The organism is Ralstonia pickettii (genome assembly GCF_030582395.1).
Classification (GTDB): Bacteria; Pseudomonadota; Gammaproteobacteria; order Burkholderiales; family Burkholderiaceae; genus Ralstonia; species Ralstonia pickettii_D.
In genome coordinates this window covers 573,064-597,765 of record NZ_CP104381.1, presented here as the reverse complement: position 1 = coordinate 597,765, position 24,702 = coordinate 573,064, and the positions used below count along the sequence as shown (strand labels likewise).

The 24,702-nt window shown below is 63.0% G+C and carries 25 protein-coding genes and 1 pseudogene; 16 read left to right on the top strand and 10 right to left on the bottom strand.

Features of this window, described 5'->3' with window-relative positions; genetic code table 11:
- Positions 1–243: 243 nt before the first annotated feature.
- The gene (gene dapA / locus N5B55_RS02810) at positions 244–1,152 is read right to left on the bottom strand and encodes a 4-hydroxy-tetrahydrodipicolinate synthase (RefSeq protein WP_304539067.1); all 909 of its coding nucleotides are present in this window, start codon (positions 1,150–1,152) and stop codon (positions 244–246) included.
- Between the two features lie 92 nt (positions 1,153–1,244).
- Here dapA and N5B55_RS02805 point away from each other — a divergent pair, with 92 nt between their 5' ends.
- From N5B55_RS02805 to N5B55_RS02785, 5 genes and pseudogenes are all read left to right on the top strand, one after another.
- Positions 1,245–1,448 (top strand): hypothetical protein, encoded by a 204-nt coding sequence (locus N5B55_RS02805; RefSeq protein WP_304539066.1) that lies wholly within the window; start codon positions 1,245–1,247, stop codon positions 1,446–1,448.
- A gap of 106 nt (positions 1,449–1,554) precedes the next feature.
- Positions 1,555–2,181 carry a LemA family protein gene (locus N5B55_RS02800; RefSeq protein ID WP_012435014.1) on the top strand — a complete coding sequence of 209 codons (627 nt, stop codon included), beginning with the start codon at positions 1,555–1,557 and terminating at the stop codon, positions 2,179–2,181.
- Positions 2,182–2,194: 13 nt separating this feature from the next.
- Positions 2,195–3,070 (top strand): TPM domain-containing protein, encoded by an 876-nt coding sequence (locus N5B55_RS02795; protein ID WP_304539065.1) that lies wholly within the window; start codon positions 2,195–2,197, stop codon positions 3,068–3,070.
- A 22-nt stretch (positions 3,071–3,092) separates the two neighbouring features.
- Positions 3,093–3,617, top strand: a complete 525-nt coding sequence (locus N5B55_RS02790; RefSeq protein ID WP_304539064.1) for a TPM domain-containing protein — start codon at positions 3,093–3,095, stop codon at positions 3,615–3,617.
- Positions 3,614–3,823: pseudogene (locus tag N5B55_RS02785) on the top strand (GtrA family protein); the annotation flags it as partial. The gene N5B55_RS02790 and the pseudogene N5B55_RS02785, both read left to right, overlap by 4 nt.
- A gap of 19 nt (positions 3,824–3,842) precedes the next feature.
- Here N5B55_RS02785 and N5B55_RS02780 read toward each other — a convergent pair.
- From N5B55_RS02780 to groES, 4 genes are all read right to left on the bottom strand, one after another.
- A complete protein-coding gene (locus tag N5B55_RS02780; RefSeq protein ID WP_304539063.1) occupies positions 3,843–4,937 on the bottom strand; it encodes a M48 family metallopeptidase in 1,095 nt (364 codons plus the stop codon).
- A gap of 28 nt (positions 4,938–4,965) precedes the next feature.
- Entirely contained in the window at positions 4,966–6,048 is a 1,083-nt protein-coding gene (locus tag N5B55_RS02775; protein ID WP_154206451.1) for a YjgN family protein, read from the bottom strand.
- A gap of 230 nt (positions 6,049–6,278) precedes the next feature.
- On the bottom strand, positions 6,279–7,922 hold the full coding sequence (groL, locus tag N5B55_RS02770) for a chaperonin GroEL (RefSeq protein ID WP_009238928.1): 1,644 nt from the start codon (positions 7,920–7,922) through the stop codon (positions 6,279–6,281).
- Positions 7,923–8,023: 101 nt separating this feature from the next.
- Positions 8,024–8,314 carry a co-chaperone GroES gene (gene groES, locus N5B55_RS02765; RefSeq protein ID WP_009238929.1) on the bottom strand — a complete coding sequence of 97 codons (291 nt, stop codon included), beginning with the start codon at positions 8,312–8,314 and terminating at the stop codon, positions 8,024–8,026.
- 302 nt (positions 8,315–8,616) lie between these two features.
- Here groES and N5B55_RS02760 point away from each other — a divergent pair, with 302 nt between their 5' ends.
- The 5 genes from N5B55_RS02760 to N5B55_RS02740 are packed head-to-tail and all read left to right on the top strand — an operon-like array spanning position 8,617 to position 13,313.
- On the top strand, positions 8,617–10,029 hold the full coding sequence (locus N5B55_RS02760; RefSeq protein ID WP_304539062.1) for a cytochrome-c peroxidase: 1,413 nt from the start codon (positions 8,617–8,619) through the stop codon (positions 10,027–10,029).
- Positions 10,030–10,066: 37 nt separating this feature from the next.
- A complete protein-coding gene (locus N5B55_RS02755; protein ID WP_304539061.1) occupies positions 10,067–11,443 on the top strand; it encodes a porin in 1,377 nt (458 codons plus the stop codon).
- Between the two features lie 35 nt (positions 11,444–11,478).
- Positions 11,479–12,039 (top strand): FMN-binding protein, encoded by a 561-nt coding sequence (locus N5B55_RS02750; protein ID WP_304539060.1) that lies wholly within the window; start codon positions 11,479–11,481, stop codon positions 12,037–12,039.
- Positions 12,039–12,818, top strand: coding sequence for an FAD:protein FMN transferase (locus N5B55_RS02745; RefSeq protein WP_304539059.1), 780 nt, complete (start codon positions 12,039–12,041; stop codon positions 12,816–12,818). The genes N5B55_RS02750 and N5B55_RS02745 overlap by 1 nt, the downstream gene beginning before the upstream one ends.
- A gap of 18 nt (positions 12,819–12,836) precedes the next feature.
- Positions 12,837–13,313, top strand: coding sequence for a hypothetical protein (locus tag N5B55_RS02740; RefSeq protein WP_304539058.1), 477 nt, complete (start codon positions 12,837–12,839; stop codon positions 13,311–13,313).
- Positions 13,314–13,467: 154 nt separating this feature from the next.
- On the opposite strand, the gene N5B55_RS02735 is transcribed toward N5B55_RS02740, so the two are convergent.
- Entirely contained in the window at positions 13,468–14,430 is a 963-nt protein-coding gene (locus N5B55_RS02735) for a LysR family transcriptional regulator (protein ID WP_304539057.1), read from the bottom strand.
- A gap of 138 nt (positions 14,431–14,568) precedes the next feature.
- On the opposite strand from N5B55_RS02735, the gene N5B55_RS02730 reads away from it, so the two are divergent.
- Both N5B55_RS02730 and N5B55_RS02725 read left to right on the top strand, forming a co-directional pair.
- Positions 14,569–15,303, top strand: coding sequence for an SDR family NAD(P)-dependent oxidoreductase (locus N5B55_RS02730; RefSeq protein ID WP_154206445.1), 735 nt, complete (start codon positions 14,569–14,571; stop codon positions 15,301–15,303).
- An 80-nt stretch (positions 15,304–15,383) separates the two neighbouring features.
- On the top strand, positions 15,384–15,872 hold the full coding sequence (locus N5B55_RS02725; RefSeq protein ID WP_065856925.1) for a RidA family protein: 489 nt from the start codon (positions 15,384–15,386) through the stop codon (positions 15,870–15,872).
- A 48-nt stretch (positions 15,873–15,920) separates the two neighbouring features.
- Here N5B55_RS02725 and N5B55_RS02720 read toward each other — a convergent pair whose 3' ends face one another.
- On the bottom strand, positions 15,921–16,490 hold the full coding sequence (locus N5B55_RS02720) for a TetR/AcrR family transcriptional regulator (protein ID WP_304539056.1): 570 nt from the start codon (positions 16,488–16,490) through the stop codon (positions 15,921–15,923).
- Between the two features lie 134 nt (positions 16,491–16,624).
- Between N5B55_RS02720 and N5B55_RS02715 the strand changes: the two genes are divergently transcribed.
- A complete protein-coding gene (locus tag N5B55_RS02715; protein ID WP_065856921.1) occupies positions 16,625–17,092 on the top strand; it encodes a nuclear transport factor 2 family protein in 468 nt (155 codons plus the stop codon).
- Positions 17,093–17,530: 438 nt separating this feature from the next.
- Here the strand turns inward: N5B55_RS02715 and N5B55_RS02710 are convergent, their stop codons facing one another.
- Complete coding sequence (locus N5B55_RS02710; protein WP_304539055.1) at positions 17,531–18,430, bottom strand: LysR family transcriptional regulator; 900 nt, start codon at positions 18,428–18,430, stop codon at positions 17,531–17,533.
- A 103-nt stretch (positions 18,431–18,533) separates the two neighbouring features.
- Between N5B55_RS02710 and N5B55_RS02705 the strand changes: the two genes are divergently transcribed.
- From N5B55_RS02705 to N5B55_RS02695, 3 genes are all read left to right on the top strand, one after another.
- Positions 18,534–19,397, top strand: a complete 864-nt coding sequence (locus tag N5B55_RS02705; RefSeq protein WP_304539054.1) for an SDR family oxidoreductase — start codon at positions 18,534–18,536, stop codon at positions 19,395–19,397.
- Between the two features lie 239 nt (positions 19,398–19,636).
- Complete coding sequence (locus tag N5B55_RS02700; protein ID WP_304539053.1) at positions 19,637–21,139, top strand: GGDEF domain-containing protein; 1,503 nt, start codon at positions 19,637–19,639, stop codon at positions 21,137–21,139.
- Positions 21,140–21,337: 198 nt separating this feature from the next.
- Positions 21,338–22,255 carry a LysR family transcriptional regulator gene (locus N5B55_RS02695; protein ID WP_065856913.1) on the top strand — a complete coding sequence of 306 codons (918 nt, stop codon included), beginning with the start codon at positions 21,338–21,340 and terminating at the stop codon, positions 22,253–22,255.
- 36 nt (positions 22,256–22,291) lie between these two features.
- On the opposite strand, the gene N5B55_RS02690 is transcribed toward N5B55_RS02695, so the two are convergent.
- Positions 22,292–23,074: a substrate-binding domain-containing protein gene (locus N5B55_RS02690; protein WP_304539052.1), complete on the bottom strand. Its 783-nt coding sequence runs from the start codon at positions 23,072–23,074 to the stop codon at positions 22,292–22,294.
- Between the two features lie 63 nt (positions 23,075–23,137).
- Positions 23,138–24,433 (bottom strand): MFS transporter, encoded by a 1,296-nt coding sequence (locus tag N5B55_RS02685; protein WP_304539051.1) that lies wholly within the window; start codon positions 24,431–24,433, stop codon positions 23,138–23,140.
- Between the last annotated feature and the right edge of the window lie 269 nt (positions 24,434–24,702).

Genomic DNA, 24,702 nt, shown 5'->3' with positions numbered 1-24,702 from the left:
GGCCTTTTTCTTTTGATGTTAGGCCCTTGATGGCGCCTTGAATTTTCGTAAGCGGGCGGAAAAAAGGTGGGGAACTGTCTGAGCGCAGCGAGTTTTTCCCACCTCCGCCCGGTTACGCAAATTCAAGGAATCTTTCGCCATCTCGGGCGCGCCTTTCTTTTGCCTACTTTTCTTTGGCAAGACAAAGAAAAGTAGGTCGTGCCCGGCAGGGTACGAAACAGGGATGGACCACCGACAAAAAAATCAAACCCGCGCAACCACTTCCCCCAACTCCTTGGCAACCCCCTCAGAAGCCCCCATCATCGGCGCCCGCAACACATTCCGAATCAACCCCTCGGCAGCAAGCCAAGCCTTCAAAGGCCCCGGATTCGTCTCGGCAAACAGCAACCGAATCACTGGTGCCAGCGCATGATGCAACCGCCGCGCATCGTTCAACCGTTGTTCTTGCACCGCCCTTGCCATCTCGACAAACAGCTCCGTGCGGACATGCGCGGCAGCAATGATCGCCCCCACGCCACCCGCGCACAGCGTGCCGAACACCTGCGCATCCTCCCCCGCTAGCACCTGCAACCGCCCGTCGGCAATCACGCGCTGCGTCTTGTCCGCGTCGCCGCCGCAATCCTTGATGCCGTGGATGTTCGGATGCGCCGCCAGCGCAAGCAGCGTTTCGGTGTCGATGTTTGCGCCGGTGCGATACGGAATGTCGTACAGCAGCACGGGCACAGGCGAGGCGTCGGCCAGTGCGGTGAAGTATTCGATGATCCCGTCCTGCGATGGCCGAATGTAGGAAGGCGCCGGAATCAGGAATGCGGCTGGCCGATGTTCCGCGAGGCGCAGCATCCGCTCGCATACAGATGCGAGGGCGCTCCCCGAGACGCCCATCACTACGGGTAAGCCGTCGGCGGCGGCACGTACCGTATCGAGCACGTCGGCCTGTTCCTGATCGGTCAGCGCTGCGGCTTCGCCAGTACTGCCGCACGCCACGAAACCGGCAACACCCAGCGCGCGGTACCGCACCACTAATGCATACAGCGCGCCGTAGTCGACCGACCGTGCCGCGTCATCGGCAAACGGCGTCACGATGGGCACCCAGATGCCCGCATAAGACGGACGCTCGCGGGTGGACAGACTGGTGGATGAATTTTCAAGCACGACAACACTCCTGGACGAATCAACGACCGGTCAAAGAATCGTCAGAATCGCTTCGGGAATGCGGCCCCACGAGATGCGGGTGAGAGGCAACCGTGTCTAACGTATCGGTCAACCGCTGTTCCGTCGCCCATCTGACGGAACAGCGCTCCGGTCAGATGAGCGGCTGTTTGGTGGCTTTTTTGGCGCGGGCGAGCGTCGACACGACCGACAGGCTGAATGCCGGTGCCGTGCTGATCGACGAGGAAAGGGAAATCGCGCGCATGAAAATTGTCAAAAAAGTCCTGATACCGTACTGATGTGTGACTGGGGCGTCAAGCGCATAAGCTAAAGTGCGCTGGAACGTCGTGAGGCGCCGTCAGTCTCATGCCACACTCTTTTCGGATTCAAGATCTAGAGGACTTCATGACCCCTGCCCTGACCTTCCGCTCGACGCGTTTTTCGGTGCTGCGCTGGCTGGCACTCTCGTTGGCCGTGCTCGCCGCACCGTTCTTGTCTGCATGCGGCTACAACGATTTCCAGGCGAAAGACGAAGCCACCAAGGCGGCCTGGGCCGAGGTGGTCAACCAATACCAGCGTCGTGCGGACCTGATTCCGAACCTGGTGAATACGGTCAAGGGCTATGCGTCCCACGAAAAGGACACGCTGGAGGCCGTAACCAAAGCGCGCGCGGCAGCCACCAGCTTCCAGATCACGCCGGAGGTGCTGAACGACCCGGCGGCCTTCCAGAAATTCCAGCAGGTGCAGGGCGAGCTTTCGAGCGCGCTGTCGCGCCTGATGGCCGTGTCGGAAAACTACCCGCAGCTCAAGGCTGACCAGTCGTTCCGTGATCTGCAATCGCAGCTCGAAGGCACCGAGAACCGCATTACAGTGGCGCGTCAGCGTTACATCAAATCGGTGCAAGACTACAACGTGCTGACCCGTAGCTTCCCGACCAACCTGACGGCCAAGGTGATGGGCTACCAGGTCAAGCCGAACTTCACGGTCGAGAACGAGAAGGGGATTTCCACCGCCCCGGCAGTGAAGTTCTGACGAGCTGACGATCATGTCGATGCGCGCGCGTGCCTGTTTCGCCTTCCTGCTGACTGCAGCCCTGTGGCTGGCCGCCGCGCTGCCTGCGCGCGCGCAAAGTGACATGGTGGCCGTGCCGCCGCTGGCCGCGCGCGTGACCGACCTGACCGGCACGCTCAGCGCCGAACAAAAAAGCGCGCTCGAACAGGTGCTGGCCGATTACGAGCAGCAGCGCGGCAGCCAGATCTTCGTGCTGATGGTGCCATCCACTGCGCCGGAGCCCATCGAGGCGTACGGCATCCGCGTGGCCGATGCGTGGAAGGCCGGCCGCAAGGGCGTGGACGACGGCGCGATCATCCTCATCGCCAAGGACAACCCGGCCTCGCTGCGCAAGATGCGTATCGAGGTGGGGCGCGGCCTGGAAGGTGCGCTGACGGACGCGCAATCCAAGCGTGTCCTGCAGGACGTGATGGCGCCGCACTTCCGCCAGGGCGATTTCTACGGCGGGCTGTCGGCAGGTATCTCGGCCATCCAGACCGTGATTGCCCAAGAGAGCCTGCCGCCTGCCGAGCGGGCGAAGCGTCAGCAATCCGGCGGGGGCATCGGCGATTGGCTGCCGGTGCTGTTTCCGCTGGCGATCATCGTGTTCTTCGTGCTCAGCGCGGCCATGCGCTCGGGCGGGCGCGTCACGGGCAGCCTGCCCGGCCGACCCGGATCGCGCGTGGTGATGGGCAACCGCGGCTGGGGCCCGGGCACCATCGGCGGCTTGGGTGGCGGATTGGGCGGCGGCCTCGGCGGTGGCTGGGGACGCGGCGGCGGTGATTTCGGCGGCGGCAGCGGTGGCGGCGGAGGCTTTGGCGGCGGCGGTGGTGGTGATTTCGGTGGCGGTGGCGCCTCCGGCAACTGGTAACAGGCAGCAGATAACGGCATCCATGGCTTCCAAGACCCGACACCACCACGGCGCGCGCCGTGCCCTGACCCACCTGCTGACGACCTCGTCGCACGCCAAGCGCGCATTTCCGCCGGCCGATCTGCAAAAGCTCGAGGCCGCCGTGCGAGAAGGCGAACAACGCCATCGCGGCGAAGTGCGTGTCGTCATCGAAAGCTCGCTGCCGGTGCGCGACGCGTGGGCCGGTGTGTCGCCGCGTCACCGCGCCCGGATGCTATTCGGGTTGCTGGAGGTGTGGAACACGCGCGAGCACGTTGGCGTGCTGCTGTACATCAACCTGGCCGACCACGCGGTTGAGATCCTGGCCGACCACGGTATCGCCGCCAAGGTGGACACCCACGCGTGGCGCACCATCTGCGAGACCATCACGCGCGGCTTCGCGCAGCGCGTGAGCATGACGCCGGTACTCGATGCGCTGGCGCAGATCAATGACCTCCTCGCCGCGCACGCGCCTTCCGATGGCACGCCGCGCACGAACGAGCTGAGCGATCGGCCGGTCGTGCTGTAACCGTCCTGAGGAGCTTTCTCGCCCAGCCGGCGCGCGCCAACTTCCTGCGCGTCTACGCCGTCTCGCTGCTCGGCCTGGCATTGACGCTGGCAATTTCGTGGTGCGCGCAGATGCTAGCCCTGAGCTATTGGATCGGGCTGGCGGGCATCCTGTCGATGGTGCCGCCGCCGACCTTTGTGCTTCACCGGTTCTGGACCTTCCGCTGACGCGGCTGCGTCCTCCCGCTCAGTCGGCGTCGCCGCTGTCGCTGCCGCCGTGCGTGCGGTCGAAGCGGCGCAGCGTATCGATGCGCTCACGAGTCAGCGGGTGCGACGAGAAAAACGCCGAAGCATCGTCATCGCTGGCGGCCTCAGGCTTCTTCGCGGCATCGGCGGCGTCTGCCTTGCGGGCGCCACCATGCGTGTCTTCCAGCGCCTGCAGCACATCGGCAAACGCGCCGACAGACAAGCCGTTCTCCTGCAGCAGCAGCGCGGCATAACGGTCGGCGTCGCGCTCGTAGTCTCGCGAATAGCGCAGCGTCAGCAGCGCCGCCGGCACGCCTGAGAGGATCGTCGAAACATCGCCAAACAGCAGCGCCGCCGTTGCCCCAATGGCCGACGACTGAATCACCTGCCGCAACCCGTGGCGATATTCAACGTGACCCGCCTCGTGGGCCAGCACACCCGTCAGGCCATCGCCCTCGCCCACCAGCTTGACCAGCGCATCCGTCACGACGATGTCGCCACCGGGCAGCGCAAACGCATTGGCGCCGATGTCGGCATCCCGGAACACGATGTGGTACGTGTGCGTTGCCTGCGGCGGCCGGTGCAGCGCCGCAAAGCGTGCGCGGATGCGGTCCTGCTGCGCAACGGGCAGCTTGCTCGGCCGTAGCCAACGTTCGTCCATGGCTTTGAGCGTGCCGCGCCCGAGCTGCGCCTCGGCACGCTGAGGCACCATATTGGCCACGACCTTCGCACCCCACGGCAAGCCGTAGCGATAGCCCAGCGCCAGCACCACGACCGTGGCGAGCAGCGAGCCCAGTGCCAGCTTCCAGCTGTTCTGCGCCAGCACGACCCAGCCCTCGCGATAGCCGGTGCGATGCAGCAGCGCATTCAGCGAGGTCTGCTCCGCCGGGTCGTTGATCTCGCAAAATGCGCCGTCTTCGAAGGTAATCAGGCGCGGAGCATGCTTGACGCGGTCCGACACCCGCAGCGTAGAGAGCGGCGCGCGGCGCAGCACCGCGCCTTCGGGCTCGAATAGCACGGCCTCGCCCGCCTCGACGGCAAGGCGCACGGGTTGCGCGCGCGAGGTACGGCCGTCGAAGTAGGTCGCAAGAATCACGGCGGGTGCCTTTACCTTGCAGCGCGGGTTAGAGCGCGATGTCGATGTCGTACCAGTCCACCGTGGCGTCGCCCAAGGCGCCCACGTTGGTGGTTTCACCGGCAACGAAGGTATCGAGCGAACCGGCCGCGAGCATCGTCACCGAGTCGAGCTTGTAGCGTGCCGTACGCACGCGCGCAAACGGCGTGAACAAGCCGATGGTGATCAGGATCAGCACCGCATTGGACACGAAGATCCAGAACAGCTTGCCCGCGCCCACCTGGCTTTGGAAGCGGTGCGCGCCCAGCGTGGTGTGGTTCCAGATCAAGTTCTGCAGACGCGACAGGAAATACGGCGTCAGGAACAGCATCGCGGCATACATGAACAGCCCGATGACGATAAAGCCGAAGATCTGGCCCACGCCCGGCGCACGGTGCAACGACACGCCCAGCAGCAACGCGAGGCACGAGGCCACCACGAGCGCCAGGATCGCCAGCCCGAAGGTGCGCAGATACACGCCATAGAAGTTGCCCGGCGTGCCCGAAAAATCAAACTGCGCGGTACCGAAGCGCGTGTTCTTGTGCTGGAAGCGCTTGAAGCGCTGGTGCGCCAGCGGTGCGAGCAGGTACAGCGACAGCACGCTGAGGATCGGCCACACCAGAAACACCATGTACCCCTCGGCATCCTTGCCCGTAAAGGCAAAGCGCAGGCCGCGGTAGCTGGAATTGGCCATGCGAAAACGCAGCGAGCGTACAAGCAGCCACGGAAACGCCGCAGCCATCACGATCAGCAGCGCCAGCCCCAGCAGCGGCGACGAATGGCCGAGGAGGTTGAACGCAAACGCCAGCACGAAGATGATCGCGCGGCCCTTGAGAATGGCGATCGGGCTGCCGTGATAATCGAAGCTCGACCCCGCCAGTTGCGTGTTGCGATAGAAATACTGCAGCGTACGCACCTTCGCCCAGGCCGAGTAGATGCCCAGCGTGACGATGGTCAGCAGCAGGTTGACGATCCAGATGCGGAAATATTCCGAGCCGCTGCCGGTAAAGCGCAGCCGCAAGGGTTGCGGCGCAGCCGCGGTGGGACCACCAGGGGCGCTGCCCAGGACGGGCTCGCGTGTGATGTCGTTCATCTGTTTTCCCTTCCCTGAGTTGTTGTCGTGCCCCGCTTCAGGACGCTCATCGATACTTGAGGACGCTGAGGCTCGCGGGTTGGCCGATTGTAGCGAAGGCCGCTGCCTTGCAGCGTTAACGCCGCCTTAACAAAGCAGGCAACAAAAAACCCCGTGGGCTCGCACCCACGGGGTTCTTTGTTTGGAACAGCCATCCCGAAGGATGGCCGGGCCAGGGCCGGTACGGCAAATTACATCATGCCGTCCATGCCGCCCATGCCACCCATGCCGCCCGGCATTGCCGGAGCTGCATCGTCCTTCGGCAGTTCTGCCACGGCGCAATCCGTCGTCAGCATCAGCGAAGCGACCGAAGCGGCGTTCTGCAGCGCGGTGCGGGTCACCTTGGTCGGGTCCAGCACGCCCATTTCCACCAGGTCACCGTACTCGCCGGTGGCGGCGTTGTAGCCGTAGTTGCCCTTGCCTTCGATCACCTTCGACACCACAACCGAAGCCTCGTCGCCAGCGTTGGTGACGATCTGGCGCAGCGGCTCTTCCATGGCGCGCAGCACGATCTTGATACCGGCGTCTTGGTCAGCGTTCGCACCCTTCAGGCCGGAGATCAGCGCACGGGCACGCAGCAGTGCAACACCGCCACCAGCCACGATGCCTTCTTCCACGGCAGCGCGCGTTGCGTGCAGAGCATCTTCCACGCGGGCCTTCTTTTCCTTCATTTCGACTTCGGTGGCAGCGCCGACCTTGATCACGGCAACACCGCCGGCCAGCTTGGCCACGCGCTCTTGCAGCTTTTCACGGTCGTAGTCCGAGGTCGCTTCTTCGATCTGGGCGCGCACTTGCTTCACGCGGGCTTCGATGTTGCGGGCATCGCCTGCGCCATCGATGATCGTGGTGTTTTCCTTGCCGATTTCAACGCGCTTGGCTTGGCCCAGGTCGTTCAGGGTTGCCTTTTCCAGGGTCAGGCCGACTTCTTCAGCGATGACCTGGCCGCCCGTCAGGATGGCGATGTCTTCCAGCATGGCCTTGCGGCGGTCGCCGAAGCCCGGAGCCTTCACGGCGGCGGTCTTCAGGATGCCACGGATGTTGTTCACCACCAGCGTTGCCAGGGCTTCGCCTTCAACGTCTTCAGCGATGATCAGCAGCGGACGGCCAGCCTTGGCCACTTGCTCCAGCACCGGCAGCAGGTCGCGGATGTTGCTGATCTTCTTGTCGAACAGCAGCACGAACGGGTTGTCCAGCTGAACAACTTGCTTTTCCGGGTTGTTGATGAAGTACGGCGACAGGTAGCCGCGGTCGAACTGCATGCCTTCCACGACGTCCAGCTCGTCGGCCAGCGACTTGCCGTCTTCCACCGTGATCACGCCTTCCTTGCCGACCTTGTCCATGGCTTCAGCGATGCGCTGGCCGATGGATTCGTCGCTGTTGGCCGAGATGGCGCCAACTTGAGCGATTTCCTTGCTGGTGGTCGTCGGCTTGCTGATCTTCTTCAGCTCTTCGACAGCGGCCGTCACAGCCTTGTCGATGCCGCGCTTCAGGTCCATCGGGTTCATGCCGGCGGCAACGTACTTCATGCCTTCGCGCACGATCGACTGGGCCAGCACCGTTGCGGTGGTGGTGCCGTCACCGGCGTTGTCGCTGGTCTTGGAAGCGACTTCCTTGACCATTTGCGCGCCCATGTTCTGCAGCTTGTCCTTCAGCTCGATTTCCTTGGCGACGGACACACCGTCCTTGGTCACGGTCGGGCCACCGAAGCTGCGCTCCAGCACCACGTTGCGGCCCTTCGGGCCCAGGGTCACCTTCACTGCGTTGGCGAGAATGTTCACGCCTTCGACCATCTTGGCACGTGCGGCGTCGCCGAACACTACGTCTTTAGCTGCCATCTTGAGAATCTCCGAGATCTTTGGATGTTGCCCGCGCGCTCAGTCAAGGGCGCCGGCAATGAGGATTGGGTTACGGGTAAGCGAAGCGGCGGAGCGCGTGCTTACTTTTGCACCACGGCCATGATGTCTTCTTCGCGCATGACCAGGACTTCCTGACCATCCACCTTGACGCCCTGGCCGGCGTACTTGCCGAACAGCACGCGGTCGCCGACCTTCACGTCCAGCGCGATCGCATTGCCCTTGTCGTCTTTCTTGCCCGGGCCGACGGCCAGCACTTCGCCTTGATCCGGCTTTTCAGCGGCGGCGTCAGGAATGACGATGCCCGAAGCGGTCTTGGTTTCGTTGTCCAGGCGCTTCACGATCACGCGGTCGTGCAAAGGACGCAGGTTCATACACAACTCCTCAATGCAAAGTGAGTGTTTATTCACAAAACGCGCCGCAAGACGCGGCGCATCGGGAAAGCATCGGGACCGAAGGCATTGTTAGCACTCCTGTCCGGCGAGTGCTAATTATAGGGACGGGGTATGACGATTTCAAGAACGGGGGTCGAGATTTGCTTATGGCGTGTCGACAGCCACCCCGCACAAAGCGCGTGATTTCCCCTGACGATTCCCTTAGAATGCGAACGCGAATTGTTCCTATTACCATTAATCGAATCGTTTGAGCGGGCCTGAGAGCCTGCCGCGCCAGGGAAATGAAAGATAAGAAAAGTGGAGGAGAGGCCTCTCGTACCAGCAATGTGGCACGGGGGTCGTGGCGTGCGGCTTCGTTGCTTGCGGCGACATTGCTGGCCGCGTGTGGTGGCGGAGATGGCGGCGGCAGTACGTCGTCGCCGGCGTCGGCATCGAGCGCGACGCTGTCGCCGATGGCGCAGGTCGGCAAACAGATCTTTTTTGATCAGACGCTCTCTGCCTCGGGCAAGCAATCCTGCGCTTCGTGCCATGACCCGTCGCGCGGCTATACCGATCCGAACAACTTGGCCGTCTCGATCGGAGGGCCGAAGTCCGATTTGCCCGGCCTGCGAAACACGCCGTCGCTCAATTACGCGTCGTTCACGCCGAACTTCAAGATCGACAGTACTGGCAAGGCTTCCGGAGGATTCTTCCGCGATGGCCGTTCGGCATCGTTGGCGGACCAGGCGCAGCAGCCGTTCACCAATGAATTCGAGATGGCAAACGCCTCGGCAGACGATGTGTTGAAGACACTGCTGACGCGCCCGTACCTCGATCAGTTCACGGCGGTGTTCACCAAGGCCGGCATCCAAGACAGTGCGACCGCTATGCAGAGCATCGGCCGCGCGCTGGCCGCATTCCAGAGCGAAGACCCGAGCTTCCACCCCTTCGACAGCAAATTCGATGCGTACCTCGCAGGCAAGACAACGCTGACGGATGCCGAGACACGGGGCCTGCTGCTGTTCAACAACCCAACCAAGGGCAACTGCAACGCTTGCCATATCTCGACAGGTAAGGGCAGCACGCCGGCATTGTTCACCGATTTCACGTACGACAACGTCGGTATCCCGCGCAACTGGAACATCGCCGCCAACCAGGAAGGCACCACGCTGCCGTACGTTCCGAAGAACGGCCTGGCGCTGGGCAGTCCGAATTACAGCTACTACGACCTGGGCATCTGCGGGCCGCTGCGTACCGACTTCCGCGTGGGTGGTTCCACGTGCGGAAAGTTCAAAGTGCCGACGCTGCGCAACATCGCGCTGACGCCACCGTATTTCCACAACGGAGTGTTCCAGACGCTGGATCAAGTGGTGGCGTGGTACATCACGCGCGATACCGACCCGGGCCGATGGTACGTCAAGGCCGATGGCACGCCCGATGTGCCGTACAACGATCTGCCGGTTGGCTTCGATGCCAACGTGAACGTGGCCGAAGTGCCCTACAACCCAGGGACTGCGCCATCGCTGACGAACCAGGAAATGAGCGATCTCGTGCATTTCCTGTGCACGCTCACCGATGGATTCGATCCGGCCAACCCGTCGGCCTATCGCATGCCAGCCCAATGCGATTCCACCGCTGCGAGCGTGGGCGCCGCCCGCATCCAGACCGTCTCTACCAGCGGAGCCACGCTGAGCAAGACGGCAACAAGCAAATAAGCCAATTCAACATTCCAAGACCAGGGAGCGTCACAGCATGAAACGAACCGCCTTGTCGGTAGCCGCCGCCATTGCGCTGATGGGGGCCGGTGCAGCCGATGCCGCCACCACTGCGCAACTCGAACAGAAACTCGACGCCATGGCCGCGCAGATTGAAGCGCTCAAGGCCGAGCTGAAGGAAGTCAAGGCGCAGAATGCGACGCTCGCGACGCAGCAGCAGACGCAGGCGAAGGCGCAGGCACAGCAAACCGCGGCCCTGCAAGACGTGCAGCAGACCGTGCAGACGGCACAGCTCGCCTCGACCCGGCCCTCGCCGCTCGACAACCTCACGCTCTGGGGCTACGGCGAGGTCAACTACAGCCGCCCGACGCGCCGCTCCGAAGACACCAAGATGGACCTGGCGCGCGCGGTGTTCGGCATTGGTTACAAGTTCGACGACAAAACTCGCTTCAACTCCGAATTCGAGATTGAGCACGCCATTACGTCGGCCACTGACTCCGGTGAATTCGAAGTCGAGCAGTTCTACATCGACCACAAGCTGACCGACAAGATCGGCATGAACGCGGGCCTATTCCTCATCCCCGCCGGCTTTATCAACCGCAACCACGAACCGACCAACTACTACGGCGTCCATCGCAATTTTGTCGAGACGCTGATCATCCCGAGCACATGGCGTGAGGGAGGTCTCTCGCTGTACGGCGATACCGATTTCGGCCTGAACTGGAATGTGGGTCTGACCACCGGCCTGAACCTCGCCAAGTGGAATTTCAACCCCGAGAACCCACTGTTCAAATCGGCGCTGGAGATGCAGAACAACGCCATCGCGCCGATGCAGACCTCGCACCAGGAACTGGGGTTGGCCAACGCCAAGAACCTGTCGCAGTATGTGGCGCTCAACTACACCGGTATTTCGGGTCTGACGCTGGGCGGCTCGGTTTTCACCGGCAAGAGCAGCCGCTCGAGTACCGACGCGCCGCTACCGGAACAGCGCGCCACCTTGTATGAGGCGCACGCCCGCTGGACGCCGGGCAAGTGGGACCTGTCCGCTCTGTACGCACGCGGCACGTTCAGCAACACCGAGGCCGTCAATCAGGCCAACCCAGGCGCAGCCAATCCGATGCCCTCGGCGTTCTACGGCTGGTTCATGCAGGCCGCGTACAACGTGTGGCAGAAGGGCGACTATCGTTTTGCACCGTTCGTCCGCTACGAGCGCTACAACATGGGTGAAAAGTACGCAGGACTTGCGCCCGGCTTCACCTTCCCTGCCGGTTGGCCTTCGCTGTCCGATACGGTGTACACCATTGGCGCAAACTTCTATCTGAACCCCAACGTGGTCTTCAAGGTGGATTACCAGCGCTTCAAGCAGAACCGCGATTTCTCGCGAGTGGATCTGGGCCTGGGCGTGTCGTTCTAAGCTGCGGGAGCGGCAAATCCAAGGAGGTGCAAGCCATGCGTTACCAGCCAGTGCCCATTGTTCTTGTCTGTGCCGCCGCCGTCGGTGCGCCGGGCATGATTGTCACCAAGGCGTTTGCGGCGGACTACCTGTCCGCGGCCGAGGCCCAGAAGGCAATGTTTCCTGACGCCACAAGCTTCGAGCCGGTACCGCTCACGCTCTCTGCCGACCAGCTCAAGCAGCTGGCCGAACGCGCGGGCGGTCCGGCCAAGCCGGGGGCGTGGCGCGCATGGCAAGCCAAGCAAGGTGATAAGGCAGTCGGCTACTTCGTGACCGACGCCGTCATCGGCAAGTTCGAACTCATCAACTACGCCGTGGCCCTGAACACGGCCGGTGAAATCAGCGGCGTGGAAATCCTCACCTACCGCGAAAGCCACGGCTACGAAGTCCGCAACAAGCCTTGGCGCGCCCAGTTTCTGGGCAAGTCAGCCAAGTCGGCGCTGCGTGTGGGCGACGACATCAACAACATCAGCGGCGCAACGCTGTCGTGCACGCACTTGACCGACGGCATTCGGCGCATTGCGGTGATGGCGCAGTTGGCGCTCGTCCAGCGCTGATGCGGCCGAGCTGCCGGCGCGCGCGGCCGTGGCTCGGCACGCTGGTTGACGTGCAGGCTGAAGGCCTTGAAGCCGAAGCCGCCGTAGCGGCTGCGTTCGACGAAATTGCCGCCGTTCACGCGCTGCTGAGCTTTTATGTCGCGGACAGTGACTTGCACGCGATCAACCGCGCGCCGCCTGGCGCCAAACTGCGCGTTGATCCAAGAACGTTGACCGTGCTGCGTTTGGCCAGCACTTTGCACGCCGCATCCGCGCGTGCATTCGATTGCCGGGTTGGTACGCCCGAGCAGCTGGCCGATACGCGTTTTCCTGTCGCGTTCGCCGGTGATGTCGTTTGCAAGCAAACGCACGCCTTGATCAACCTGGGCGGAATCGCCAAGGGGTATGCCGTTGATCGCGCAATCGAGAAGATCCAAGGCTGTGCTGTAGAAAATGCCATCGTCAATGCGGGTGGTGATCTACGACACCGTGGCTCAAACCCGATGACTGTGCAGATACGTGACCCGCGCAATGCGGCGCGGATCACCGCAACGGTGCTGCTCGACAATGCGGCGCTGGCCACCTCCACTGTTGGCGGTCTTGGGGCGGGCCCCGATGACCCATCGCGCATTCATAACGCAGACCGGCTCGCTCTTCCGGCGCTCGCAGGGGCGACCGTGCAGGCACCCACCTGCGTGCTCGCCGACGCGCTGACCAAGATTGTGCTGGCAACGGGCGACGCAACGCATCCATTGCTTGCCGAATACGGAGCAGCGGTCACCGTATACTCGCCCGGTTAATCCGCTGTCTCACACACCATGTCTGTTTCTCCGCGTTTTGCCCACCACGTGCGCGAGAGCGCGTTCCGCTTGAGCCGCCGACGGCGGTGGATGGTGTATGGCGTGTTTGCCGTCCTTCTCGTCACGGGCCTGGCCTGGCTCGCCCTGCACTTCCTCGACGAGGGCAGCGACACCGGCACGCTTGCGCTGGCGTGGAGCATGAAGTTGCATGGCGCCGCCGCCATGGCGAGCTTGTATCTGCTCGGCATGCTATGGGGCCCACACATCCGCAACGCGTGGGTGCGGCGGCGCAATCGCACAGCAGGCGCAATGGTGGGCGCACTGACGATCGCGCTGGTACTGACAGGTTATGCGCTGTACTACGTCAATGGCGAACTGATGCGCCAGAGTGCAGAAGTGTTGCACTGGTCGGCAGGTATGGTGGTGTGCATCGCCCTGTGGATTCACATCATGATCGGACGGCGCAAGCGCAAGACGCCCCCTTTTCAGATCTGAGCGGCACACCGCGCTGAATCCGCGTGCTGCAGGACGGCTGCGACGTTTCACAACACACTCTTGATATTGACGTCGACCATACAGCCCGCGACGCGAGTCGAACTGGCAGCACGGATGCCGCGGTCGGAACGCGGCTGTAGCGCCAGCAAGGTCTCTATTGCTTCTTGCTTCGAACCCGCGTCTCAGCCGCACGCTGCTTGGCCAGCGCCGCAGCACGCTCCACCAGGAACTCCACGAATACCCGCACGCGCAACGGCAACAAACGGCCATGCGGGTACACCAGACTGACCGGCCGTGACCTGCCTGCATACGCCTGCAGCACTTCAACCAGCGTGCCATCGGCCAGGTCCTTCTCGACGATGAAGCGATAGGTCTGGAACAACCCCGCGCCGGCCCTGGCCAGGGTCACGCCGGCCAATACATCTTCGGCACACAGGTAGTGGCCTTCGGTGGGCAGCACCTCTCGATCGCGGCCCTCATCCGAAAACAACCACGCGATCGGCCGCCCGCTGCTGGGCAGATCGAACTGGATGCACTCGTGCTGCTTCAGGTCTTCGAGCGTGTGAGGCCGCCCTGCTCGCTGAAGGTAAGCAGGACTGCCGACGACCACGAGTTCGGCGTCCTCCAGGTGGCGCGAGACCATCGTCGAATCCGGCTGTGTACGAAACCGGATCGCCACGTCGAAATTTTCCTCATGAAAGTCGATATTGCGGTTGCCGATGTGGACTTCGAACTTGAGCAGCGGAAATGTCTCCCGCAGCGCGGGCAGCAACGGTAGGAGCCGGTAGTGCCCATACGTGGTCGGCGCACTGATGCGCAGGGTGCCCGACGGCTGCACCTGTTCGCCTGTCACCTTGCGCTCTGCCTCGATCAACTGGTTGAGCGCGGCGCGGCATTGCTCGAAGTAGTCTCTGCCGCCTTCGGTCAGACGCAGACTGCGTGTCGAGCGCACGAACAGACGTACGCCCAGACGTTTCTCCAAACGTGCGATCGAGCGGCTCACCGCCGCGGGCGTCACCCCCGCGGTATTGGCCGCCGCCGTAAAGCTGCCAGCCTCGGCGGCCAGGCAGAACAGTTCGATGCTGCCAAGCAGGATGTCGTCGAATTGCCGGTGCATATTTGTTACCCCATGTAATAGGACAAGTGTAGCCGACCCCATTTTTTGCTTTCCAAGGCCGCAATACAGTGCATTGCACCGGCGGCGCTCTTCCAACACGGCGCCGGCCCCACTCCCCCTATGCACTGGAGATTCATCATGAGCAACGCGCATCCCACCGCCATCATCACTGGCGCGACAAGCGGCATCGGCCTTGGCTTGGCCGAGGCTTTTCTCAACGAGGGTTACAACGTCGTCGGCTCCGGCCGCTCGGCGCAACGCCTGCAATCTGCTGCCGCCCGCCTGAACGCCGGCGATCGCTTCCTGGGTGTGGCCGGCGATGTCGGCAAGCCCGAATCTGCGCGCGAGCTTTTTGCCCAGGCCATCGCCCGCTTCGGCCAGGTCGATGTGCTGGTGAACAACGCCGGCATCTTCGCTGCCAAGCCCTTCGTGCAGTTCACGCCCGAAGAAATCGAGGAGCAGATTTCGACCAACCTGAAGGGCACGTTGTACGCGTCGCAGGAAGCCGCCAAGCACATGAGCGAGCGCAAGCGCGGCAAGATCATCAACATCACCGCCTCGCTGGCCATGCAGCCGCACGGCAGCGTGCCGGCACTGCTGGCGGTGGCCCTGAAGGGCGGCATCAACCAGGCAACACGCGCCTTGGCGCTTGAGTTGGCACCCTTCGGCGTGACCGTGAATGCGGTGGCTCCTGGCGTGACAGATACGCCGATGCATCCGGCCGCTACACATGCCGCACTCGGCAGCATGCACCCACTGGGCCGCATCGCACGCATCGACGAGGTCAGCGCAGCCGTGCTCTACCTCGTCAACGCAGAGTTCGTGTCGGGCACCGTGCTGCCCGTGGACGGTGGTTTCAGCGCCGGCCGCTGAGTCCTGCACCTACCACTGACTGAAGACCGGGGACTGCCGTGAAGGTATCGCGGCGGCCCCGATCAACAGGGAGTCGCGTCATGAGCAACGCAACCGCTTTTGAGTCGTCCGTACAGCAACGGCTGGCAGCGCGCGGGCTGGCCTTGCCCGATCCGCCCAAGCCGTTGGGCAGTTATACGGCCGTCGACCAGGCAGGCGATCTGCTGTTCATTTCTGGGCAATTGCCGCTGGTCGAGGGCAAAGTCGTCTGGCAAGGCCAAGTCGGCACACAACTCACCCTGGATGAAGGCCGTCGCGCGGCCGAGCTTGCAGCGTTGAATGTGCTGGCGCAGATCCATGCCCATCTGGGCGGTTTCGAGCGACTGGACCATATCGTGCGGCTGGAAGGCCATGTGACAAGCGCTGAAGGCTGGCTGCAGCAGCCCGCCGTCATCGACGGCGCATCGGATCTATTCGCCGACGTGCTGGGCTCCCGGGCCGGCCATGCGCGGGCGGTCTATTCGCATTTCCAGCAACCGGCCAACGCAGCAGTGATTCTGGTGGCGATTGCACAGCTGCGCGGTGTTTGAACCTCCGATGACTTCGGCGCGACATGCCGCCGATCTGACGACACACGCCTACGCTTTCCCCTTGAGAAGCGGCTCGGCAAGTTGCTTGAGTGCCTCCAGAACCGTGCGCAAAGGCTGCCCCATCTGAGCGTGGACGATGGCGCCATCCACGGCCAAACTCAGTGCTCTCGCCCGAGCCGGGCGCCCTGCTCCATGCAGCAGAAGCGTCTCGAAGGCCGCGGTCATTTCCTCTTTGTGGCGCCTCGCCAGCTCAACCGCTTCAGGAAGCTCAACGGCGGCGTTGATGAACGCGCAGCCGCGATAGTCCGGGTGACGCCACCATTCATTGAAGGTCGCCAGCAGGGCATCGAGCGGGGAGCTTCCCGAACTGAGATGTCGCTCCAACGTTGTCCGAAGCCACTGCATCCAGTTGTCGTGGCGGAAATTCAGGTAAGCCGTAATGAGGTCGCTCTTGCTCGGGTAGTGCCGATAAAACGTCGCCTTAGCGACCTGGGATACCTCAATGACGCGGTCAATACCGGTTGCACGAATGCCTTCACGATAGAAGAGGTCGTGCGCAGTCAACAGGATGCGCTCACGGGCAGAGAAATCGCTGGGGGCACGGGTTTCGGAGGTCATAGGGGGCATTGTAGACAAGTTCGTCTGCCTTGGACGGGCGGACGCAAGATTGCCCTAGACAGATCTGTCTCTTTGCACTACCTTTGCACCTAGACAGATCTGTCTACACTGACCAACAACCACATGGAGTTGCCATGGAAGCCCGCCCACCCCTACCCCCATTCACTCGCGAAACCGCCATCCAGAAGGTTCGGCTGGCAGAAGACGCGTGGAATACACGTGAACCCGCCCGCATTGTCCTGGCATACAGCCCGGATACCCGCTGGCGTAACCGGACGGAATTTCCTGTCGGCCGGGAACAAGCGCAGGCGCTCCTGGAGCGGAAGTGGAAACGCGAACTGGACTATCGCCTGATCAAGGAATTGTGGGCTTTCGAGGGAAACCGTATCGCCGTGCGTTTCGCTTACGAGTGGCACGACGACGCTGGTCAGTGGTATCGCAGTTACGGCAACGAGAACTGGGAATTCGACGAACAAGGCCTGATGACGCATCGCCATGCGAGCATCAACGACCTCCCCATCAAGGAAGTCGACAGGAAGTTCTTCTGGCCCCTTGGGCGCCGCCCGGAGGACCATCCCGGTTTGTCCGACCTGGGACTCTGAGTTTCGCGGGGGCTACGGCCTTGTCCGAGTGTGGCCACCCGAGGAGGGTGGCCTGCGCATGTTGAGAAGACGGTCAGCAGCTTCACTCTCAGACAGTGAAGCCCCAGCCTTAGACAGTGAAGCGCCAGCCTTAGACATTGAAGCTTCACCCTCAGACATTGAAGCTCCACCCTCAAAGACTGAAGCTTCACTCCCAAACACAGGCGCTCCACCCTCAGACACTGACGCTCCACCATCAGACACTGGCGCTTCACCCTCAGACACTGGCGCTTCACTCTCAGACACTGGCGCTTCACCCTCGAACACTCGGACGCCACGGTCCAAGCCTCGTGCTCCACGCTTAAACACTGGAGCGGCGAACGGAAGGAGGCCCTTCGCCCATTTCGTGTTCAAGGCCCCACTCTCTCGGAACTGCCGTCGCAGCTTGCTCCCGGCGCCTTACGGCGACGAACGGATAAAAGCCGCCAGCTCTTGGGGCTCGCCCGTCGGGAATGCGTCTTTGAGATGCTCGAGAAAAGCGGAAACGCGGGCGCTCAGCAACCGCCTGGAAGGGTAAAGCGCCCATAGCGCGATATCGGGGCCGTCCACATCGCCCCAATGCACCAACGTGCCGGCCTCCAGATCGTGGGCCACGAGCGACACCGGCAGGCACGCGGCCCCCACACCAAGCCGCACCGTGTCGCGCACCATGATCAACGATGACAAGTGCGCAACGGGCCGGATCGCGATGCGGGACTTCCCGTGGGGCCCGGAGACGTCCCAGGCGGCCCTTCCGGTGCCCGCGCCGCGAAGGACGGCCGGCACGACAGCCTTGCCGGAGGGCCGTTCCAGTTCCGGCGTTGCCACAACGACAAGGCGATCCCGCAAGAGCACGCGTCCGATCAGGCTTTCGTCCGGGTCCGGATTAACTCGGATCACCAGGTCATATCCTTCTTCGATCATGTCGACGCCACGGTCTTCGGTGGTCACCTCCAGCTGCACCTCGGGATGTTTCAACGCGAACGTGGCCACCAGCTTGCCCATGGCCACCTGCGAAAACAGCATGGGCGCGCTGATGCGCAAACGCCCTCGTGGCCGTTCGCTACCGGATGCAATTGCGGCGGCCGTCTCCGCAATCTCGGCGAGCAGCGTGCCCGTACGCTCGTACAGCGCCTGCCCTTCCTGGGTGAGCTTGAGCCCGCGCGATCCGCGCTCGAACAATCGAAGTTCGAGACTGCCCTCCAGCTCCGACACCCTGCGAGAGAGCGTCGCCTTCGGCCGCCCCGTCGCCCGGGCAGCCTCGCCAAAGCTTCCATGTCGGGCAACCAGGTTGAAATCGGCAAGCGCGAGCAAATCCATGTGTTCCACCAGTGAGATACCCTGTCTATTTATAGCATCTTCCGGACCACAGATGGATCACCTACCTTAGCTGGGAACCCAACCCACTCAAGGAGTGAACATCATGACCATCCTCGTTACTGGTGCTACCGGCCGCGTCGGCCGCCAAGTCGTCCATCAACTGGCCAACCGCGGTGCGGACGTGCGCGCGCTGGTGCGCGACCCGTCAAAGGCCGACTTCCCGGCCAGCGTGAACGTCGTGCAGGGCGACATGCTGGATATCGAATCGCTGCGGCGTGCCTTCGTTGGTGTCCGGACCCTGTTCCTGCTCAACGCGGTCGCAGGCGACGAATTCACGCAGGCCTTGCTTGCGCTGAACGTGGCGCGCGAATCCGGCGTCGAGCGCGTCGTCTATCTGTCCGTCATGCATGCCGAGCGCTTCGTGAACGTGCCGCATTTTGCAGTGAAGTCCGGCGCGGAACGCATGATCGAGCAGATGGGCTTCAGCGCCACCATCCTGCGTCCGGCCTATTTCATGGACAACGAACACATGGTGAAGGACGTCATCGTCAACCATGGTGTCTACCCGATGCCGATCGGCAGCAAGGGGGTTGCGATGGTCGACACACGCGACATCGCAGAAGTGGCGGCCATTGAGTTGATCCGCCGGGATGCGGCACCGGGCAAGCTGCCGATCGAGACCATCAACCTGGTGGGCCCCGACACGCTGACGGGCCCCGAGTTGGCCTCGATCTGGTCTGAAACGCTCGGCCGCCCCGTGGCCTATGGCGGCGATGATCCGACCGGATTCGAGACCAATCTGACCAACTTCCTGCCCAAATGGATGGCTTATGAGATGCGCCTGATGGCCGAACGCTATGTCAGCGACGGCATGGTGCCGCAGGCGGGCGATGTCGAGCGCCTGACCCGCATTCTGGGGCGGCCGCTGGGCAAGTATCGCGATTTCGCAGCGGCGCTTGCGCAGTGAGCCGCGCGCAGGGCGGGGCAGGCGACAGGCGGGGGCCTGACGCCCGCCTGCCCTCTTCCGCGCCTTTGTGCTGAGCGGGAGCGACGTTAACCGCTCGCGGGGCTGCAGTTTTGGTGTCTTGTGCCGATAACCAGCGGTGACGGCGTGCCCCACACGCATCCATACCGTCCCCAAGATCGATCGCCCGATGCCTCGTCGAACAGGCTGAGGTGCGGTTTGTCGTCGCCCAAGACCACGACATGCACCTTCGCCCCCTCGCCCGACGGCTGGCCACATCGGCAGGCCACCATCCCTTTGTTGTTGGTGCGCTGGGGACGCTGCTCACATTCATTGTCCTGGCAATCAGCGTGCTGACCCTTTGGGCCAACCGCGAAACGGCCATCGAGCACGCACACGACACCTCGAAGAATGTCGCGGCAGTTCTGGCCAGCCACATTTCGCGCACCGTTGAATCGGCAGACCAGTCGTTGCAGACGCTGATAGGCGCGCTCGACAAGCCCGGCATCCGCAACCTCGATCCGCAGGTTCGGCACGATCTGCTGTTCAGCCCGACGGCATCCGCCCGGTATGTCACCGGCATGGGCGTGACCGACGACAAGGGCCAGCTCGTCGACGGATGCTGCTCCTTGACCCGCCGCTGGGATTTCAGTGACCGCGACTACTTCATCGTTCATCGCGATCACGCAAACGTTGGCCTCTATGTGTCCGGCGTCTACAAGGCCCGGTCACGCGCAGGCGTGGAGGCCATCGCGCTGAGCCGAAGGATGGACCGGCGGGATGGAACGTTTGCGGGCACCGCTCTGGTGGCAATCGACCTCGATTACTTCAAGCAGCTTCTTGAAAAGCTCGATGTGGGGCCACGCGGCGTTACGGCCATCGTGCGCACCGACGGCACGCTGCTGGCGAGAAATCCACCGCCCAGCGCGGCTCGGGCACCCGATCTCAACAAATCGTTGACGTTCCCGCGCATGGTGAATCAGGAGTCGGGCTTTTACGTGGCGCCGTCGTCCAGCGACGGTGTGCTGCGGCTCTACACGTTTCAGCGCGTGCCGGGCACACCGTTCATTGCGGTCGTTGCCCCCGCCATGAGCGACGCGCTTGCACCGTGGCAACGGCTGTCGTGGATCGTCGGGTTGTCGTCGCTGTCGGTCAGCCTCGCCTTCTGCGCAGGCGTATGGCTCCTGGCGTTTGCGCTGCGAGGGCGCGTGATGGCGGAAAACCACCTGCGTGAGCTGACACAAACCGACCCGCTCACCGGGCTGAAGAACAGGCGCGCCCTGGATGTTGCGCTGGAGAACGAGTGGGATCGGCTGCAACGGAATGACAGTCGGCTGTCCGTGCTCTTTATCGATGCCGATCACTTCAAACGCTACAACGACGCGCACGGCCACGCTCAGGGCGACGTCGCACTTCAGTACCTCTCCCAGTGCATTTCCAAGCATGCGCGACGACGCGGCGACCTGGCGGCCCGATACGGCGGAGAGGAATTCGTGGTGTTGTTGCCCGATACGGGCGAAACGGGTGCCACGCGGATCGCCGAAGCGATCCGTGCCGAAGTGGAAGGCGCCGGCGCGCCCGTCGGCGACACCGGTTTGGCCCCTTTCACCGTGAGCGTCGGTTGCGCGACCGCGCGGCGCGCGAGCTTCCCGTCGCTGAACGCATTGACCAAGGCTGCGGACGATGCGCTCTACGAAGCCAAGCGTAAAGGGCGCAACCGCGTTGACTACGCCGCGGTTGCCTAGCCCCACGTGAGCGCCGCCCCTGATCTACAGACCGAGCAGCCGTGCAAACTGGCCGCCGTCGGTGTTGATCGTCGTCTGGTACGTGCTGCCCGAGCCAAAGCATCCAACTGGGCGGGCCACGCCGCGGGCCGCTGGAGACGTGTCACCCCGTGATAAATCGCGCAAAATGCTGCGCATCTGGGATGTGGAGGCTGGCCGGTGGGCATCAATTTCGATTTGACGGACTTGCAGGCATTTCGCGCGGTGGTGGAGTTGGGCAACTTCCGGAAGGCCGCCGAGGCGATCAGCATTTCCCAGCCCGCGTTGAGCCGCCGGATCGACAAGCTCGAAAGCGCGCTCGGCGTGCCCCTGTTTGAGCGCACCACCCGCAGCGTCACACTCACCACCGTCGGCCGCGTGTTTGCCCGCAGCGCTGAACAACTGCTCGACGATCTCGACGTCGCCCTGCTCGGTATCCGCGACGTTTCATCGAGCCGCCTCGGGCAGGTGACCATCGCATGCGTGCCGTCGGTGGCCTATTACTTTCTGCCGAACCTGATTGCGAACTATCACCGCCGCTTTCCACGCATCCGGGTCAAGCTGCTCGATGCAAGCGCGAACGAAGTGCTGGGGGCAGTCATCAGCGGCGAGGCCGACTTTGGCCTGAGCTTCATGGGCAGCCAGGAACCGGAGATTGAATTCAAGATGCTGCTGCAGGAGCGGTTTGTTGCAGCATGCCGGCGCGATCATCCGCTCGCCCGCAAGAAGCGCGTGACATGGAAGGAGCTTTACGCGCACGAATACGTGTCGGTGGACAAGACCTCCGGTAACCGCCTGCTGCTCGATCAGGCGCTGTCGGCCGTCGCCCCGCGTGCACCAAGCGTCTGCGAGACGCGGCACGTCACGACCATGCTGGGGCTGGTTGAAGCGGGGCTGGGTGTCGCTGCGGTGCCATCGATGGCCATGCCGGGGCATGACCATCCAATCCTCACGAGCGTGCCGCTGGTGGAGCCGGTCGTGAAACGGCGCGTGGGTATCGTGAAGCGGCGCGGCCGGGCATTGACGCCCGCCGCAGAAGAATTTCACCAGATGATCATCGACGCCAAGCGCAGGGGCGTGACGACGGGCGATGCATGACCCGCACCGCTTGACCTGCCGCGCCGCCGCACTACCTCATTGCACAGGCACGGAATCAAGCCCGGTCGACTTTACGTCTGCCTGCACTGCGGGCGAAGCCAGGTAGTCGAGAAGCGCCTTGGCTTCTTTCGGGTGCTGGGCGCCAACCGGGATGCCCGCAGCATAGCGCGTCACCGACTGCAGCGACTCGGGAATCTTCCCGACGAAGGTTGCTCCCGGCACCGGCAGCAACTCGCTCACTTGCTGGAAGCCGACTTCGTAGTCGCCGGTCGCCACCACCGATGCCACCGGAATACGCGGAATCATCTTCGCCTTCGCCTTGACCTGCTCTTCAATACCGAGCTTCTTGAACAGCTCGCGCTCGATATAGACGCCGCTCGCGCTATCCGAATAGGCGATCGACTTGGCATGCAGCAGCACGTGCTTGAGGGCTTCGGGTGAGCTGATGTCGGGCTTGGCCGCGCCTTCGCGCACGACCATGCCGATGCGCGAGTCGGCCAGTTCCACGCGCGATTCCGGGATGACCTTGCCTTGCTTGATCAGATCGTCGAGGGCGTAGCCGACCATGATCACGGCGTCGGCAGGTTCGCCACGTGCGAGCCGATTCGGAATCGCTTCGGGCGACTTGCCCATCGACGGGCCGAGTGCAGTGTTGAGCGAGTTGCCCGTCTGCGCGGCGAACTTGGGCCCAAGCACCTTATAAGCCGCCGTAAAGCCACCGGAACTCATGACGTGCAATTCGGCAGCGTGGACGGTGGCTGCCCCCGCCGACGTTGCGACAAGCGCGGCTGCGCACAGTTTCAGAAGCAGAGTCTTCATGGTGAGGGTCATGCCAGGTCGTACATTGTTTGTGAAGATGCGGGGCGCGGGATGCACCCCGCGTCAGTGCGCCGGCGCCAGCGTCAATGCACGGCGGCGATAGAGCGTCAACGTCGCCATCAGTGCGCACACTGCGGCAAAACTCATCCAGTAGCCAGGAGCAGCCTTGTCGCCGGTCATGTGAATGACCGCTGTCGAGATGGCCGGTGTAAAGCCGCCAAACACTGCCGTCGCGAGGCTATAGGCAAGCGAGAATCCGGCAACGCGCACCTGCACGGGCATCACTTCGGTGAGCGCGACAACCATCGCGCCGTTGTAGATGCCGTACATGAACGAGAGCCACAGCAGCACGAGCAGCATGTTCATGAAGCTCGGCGCGTGTGCGAGGAATGACAGCGCCGGATATGCCGTTGCAATCGTGAGCACCGTCATGCCGATGAGCAGCGGCCGGCGACCGATCCTGTCGGAAAGCGCACCGCCAATCGGCAGCCACACGAAGTTCGACACCCCCACGCACAGCGTAACGAGCAGGCTGTCGGCCGTGCACAGATGCAAGACGGTTTTACCGAACGTCGGCGCATAGACGGTGATGAGGTAGAAGCTCGTCGTGGTCATCGCCACGAGCATCATGCCGGCAACGACGACACCCCAGTTTTGCAGCAGCGTGCCGAACACCTCCTTCATGCTCGGACGGTGCCTGCGGGCCTTGAATTCCTGCGTTTCTTCAAGATTGCGGCGCAGCACGAAGATGAACGGCACGATCATGCAGCCGACGAAGAACGGCACACGCCATCCCCAGGCAGCAATGGCCGGTGCGCTCAGCCATTGGTTGAGTGCGAACCCAAGGCCCGCCGCCACGACGATGGCGACCTGCTGGCTGGCGGACTGCCAGCTCGTGAAGAAGCCCTTGCGCCCCGGGGTGGCCATCTCGGCCAGATAGACCGATACGCCGCCCAGTTCCGCACCGGCCGAGAAGCCCTGGAGGAGACGCCCCAGCAACACGAGCGTCGGTGCCAGCAGGCCGATCGTGGCGTAGCCGGGAACGAACGCGATCAGCACCGTCCCGCTTGCCATGATGGACAGCGTGACGATGAGCCCCTTGCGGCGGCCGACATCGTCAATGTAGGCGCCGAGCACGACTGCGCCGAGCGGTCGCATCAGAAAACCGGCGCCAAAAACAGCGAACGTCATCATCAGCGAGGCGAACTCGCTTTCGGTCGGAAAGAAGACGTTGGCGATCTGCGTGGCGTAGAAGCCGAACAGAAAGAAGTCGAACTGCTCCAGGAAATTCCCGGCGGTGACGCGGAAGACCGCTGCGGCCTTGGATTGCCCGGTCGACAGGCTGGACGGGGGGTGCATCGAGGTGTCTCCTGGAAGCCAAAAAAAGAATACGCCGTCGAACGGCGTTTGTCGTTTTGGCAATGTTCGCCCGGAGACCCACAAACGAGAAGTGCAATTTTCGGAAGGATTGATGTGCTTTGGTTATCAATCCCATCTGCGCGCAACGTCCCGTGGGTAGAGGCGAAACCGCAGGTTCAAGCAATGCATTGCGTCGGAATTGCCCCCCCAAAAAAAAACGCCAACCCGCAATGGGTTGGCGTTGTGCTTTCGGTAGGACCTTGGCCGCG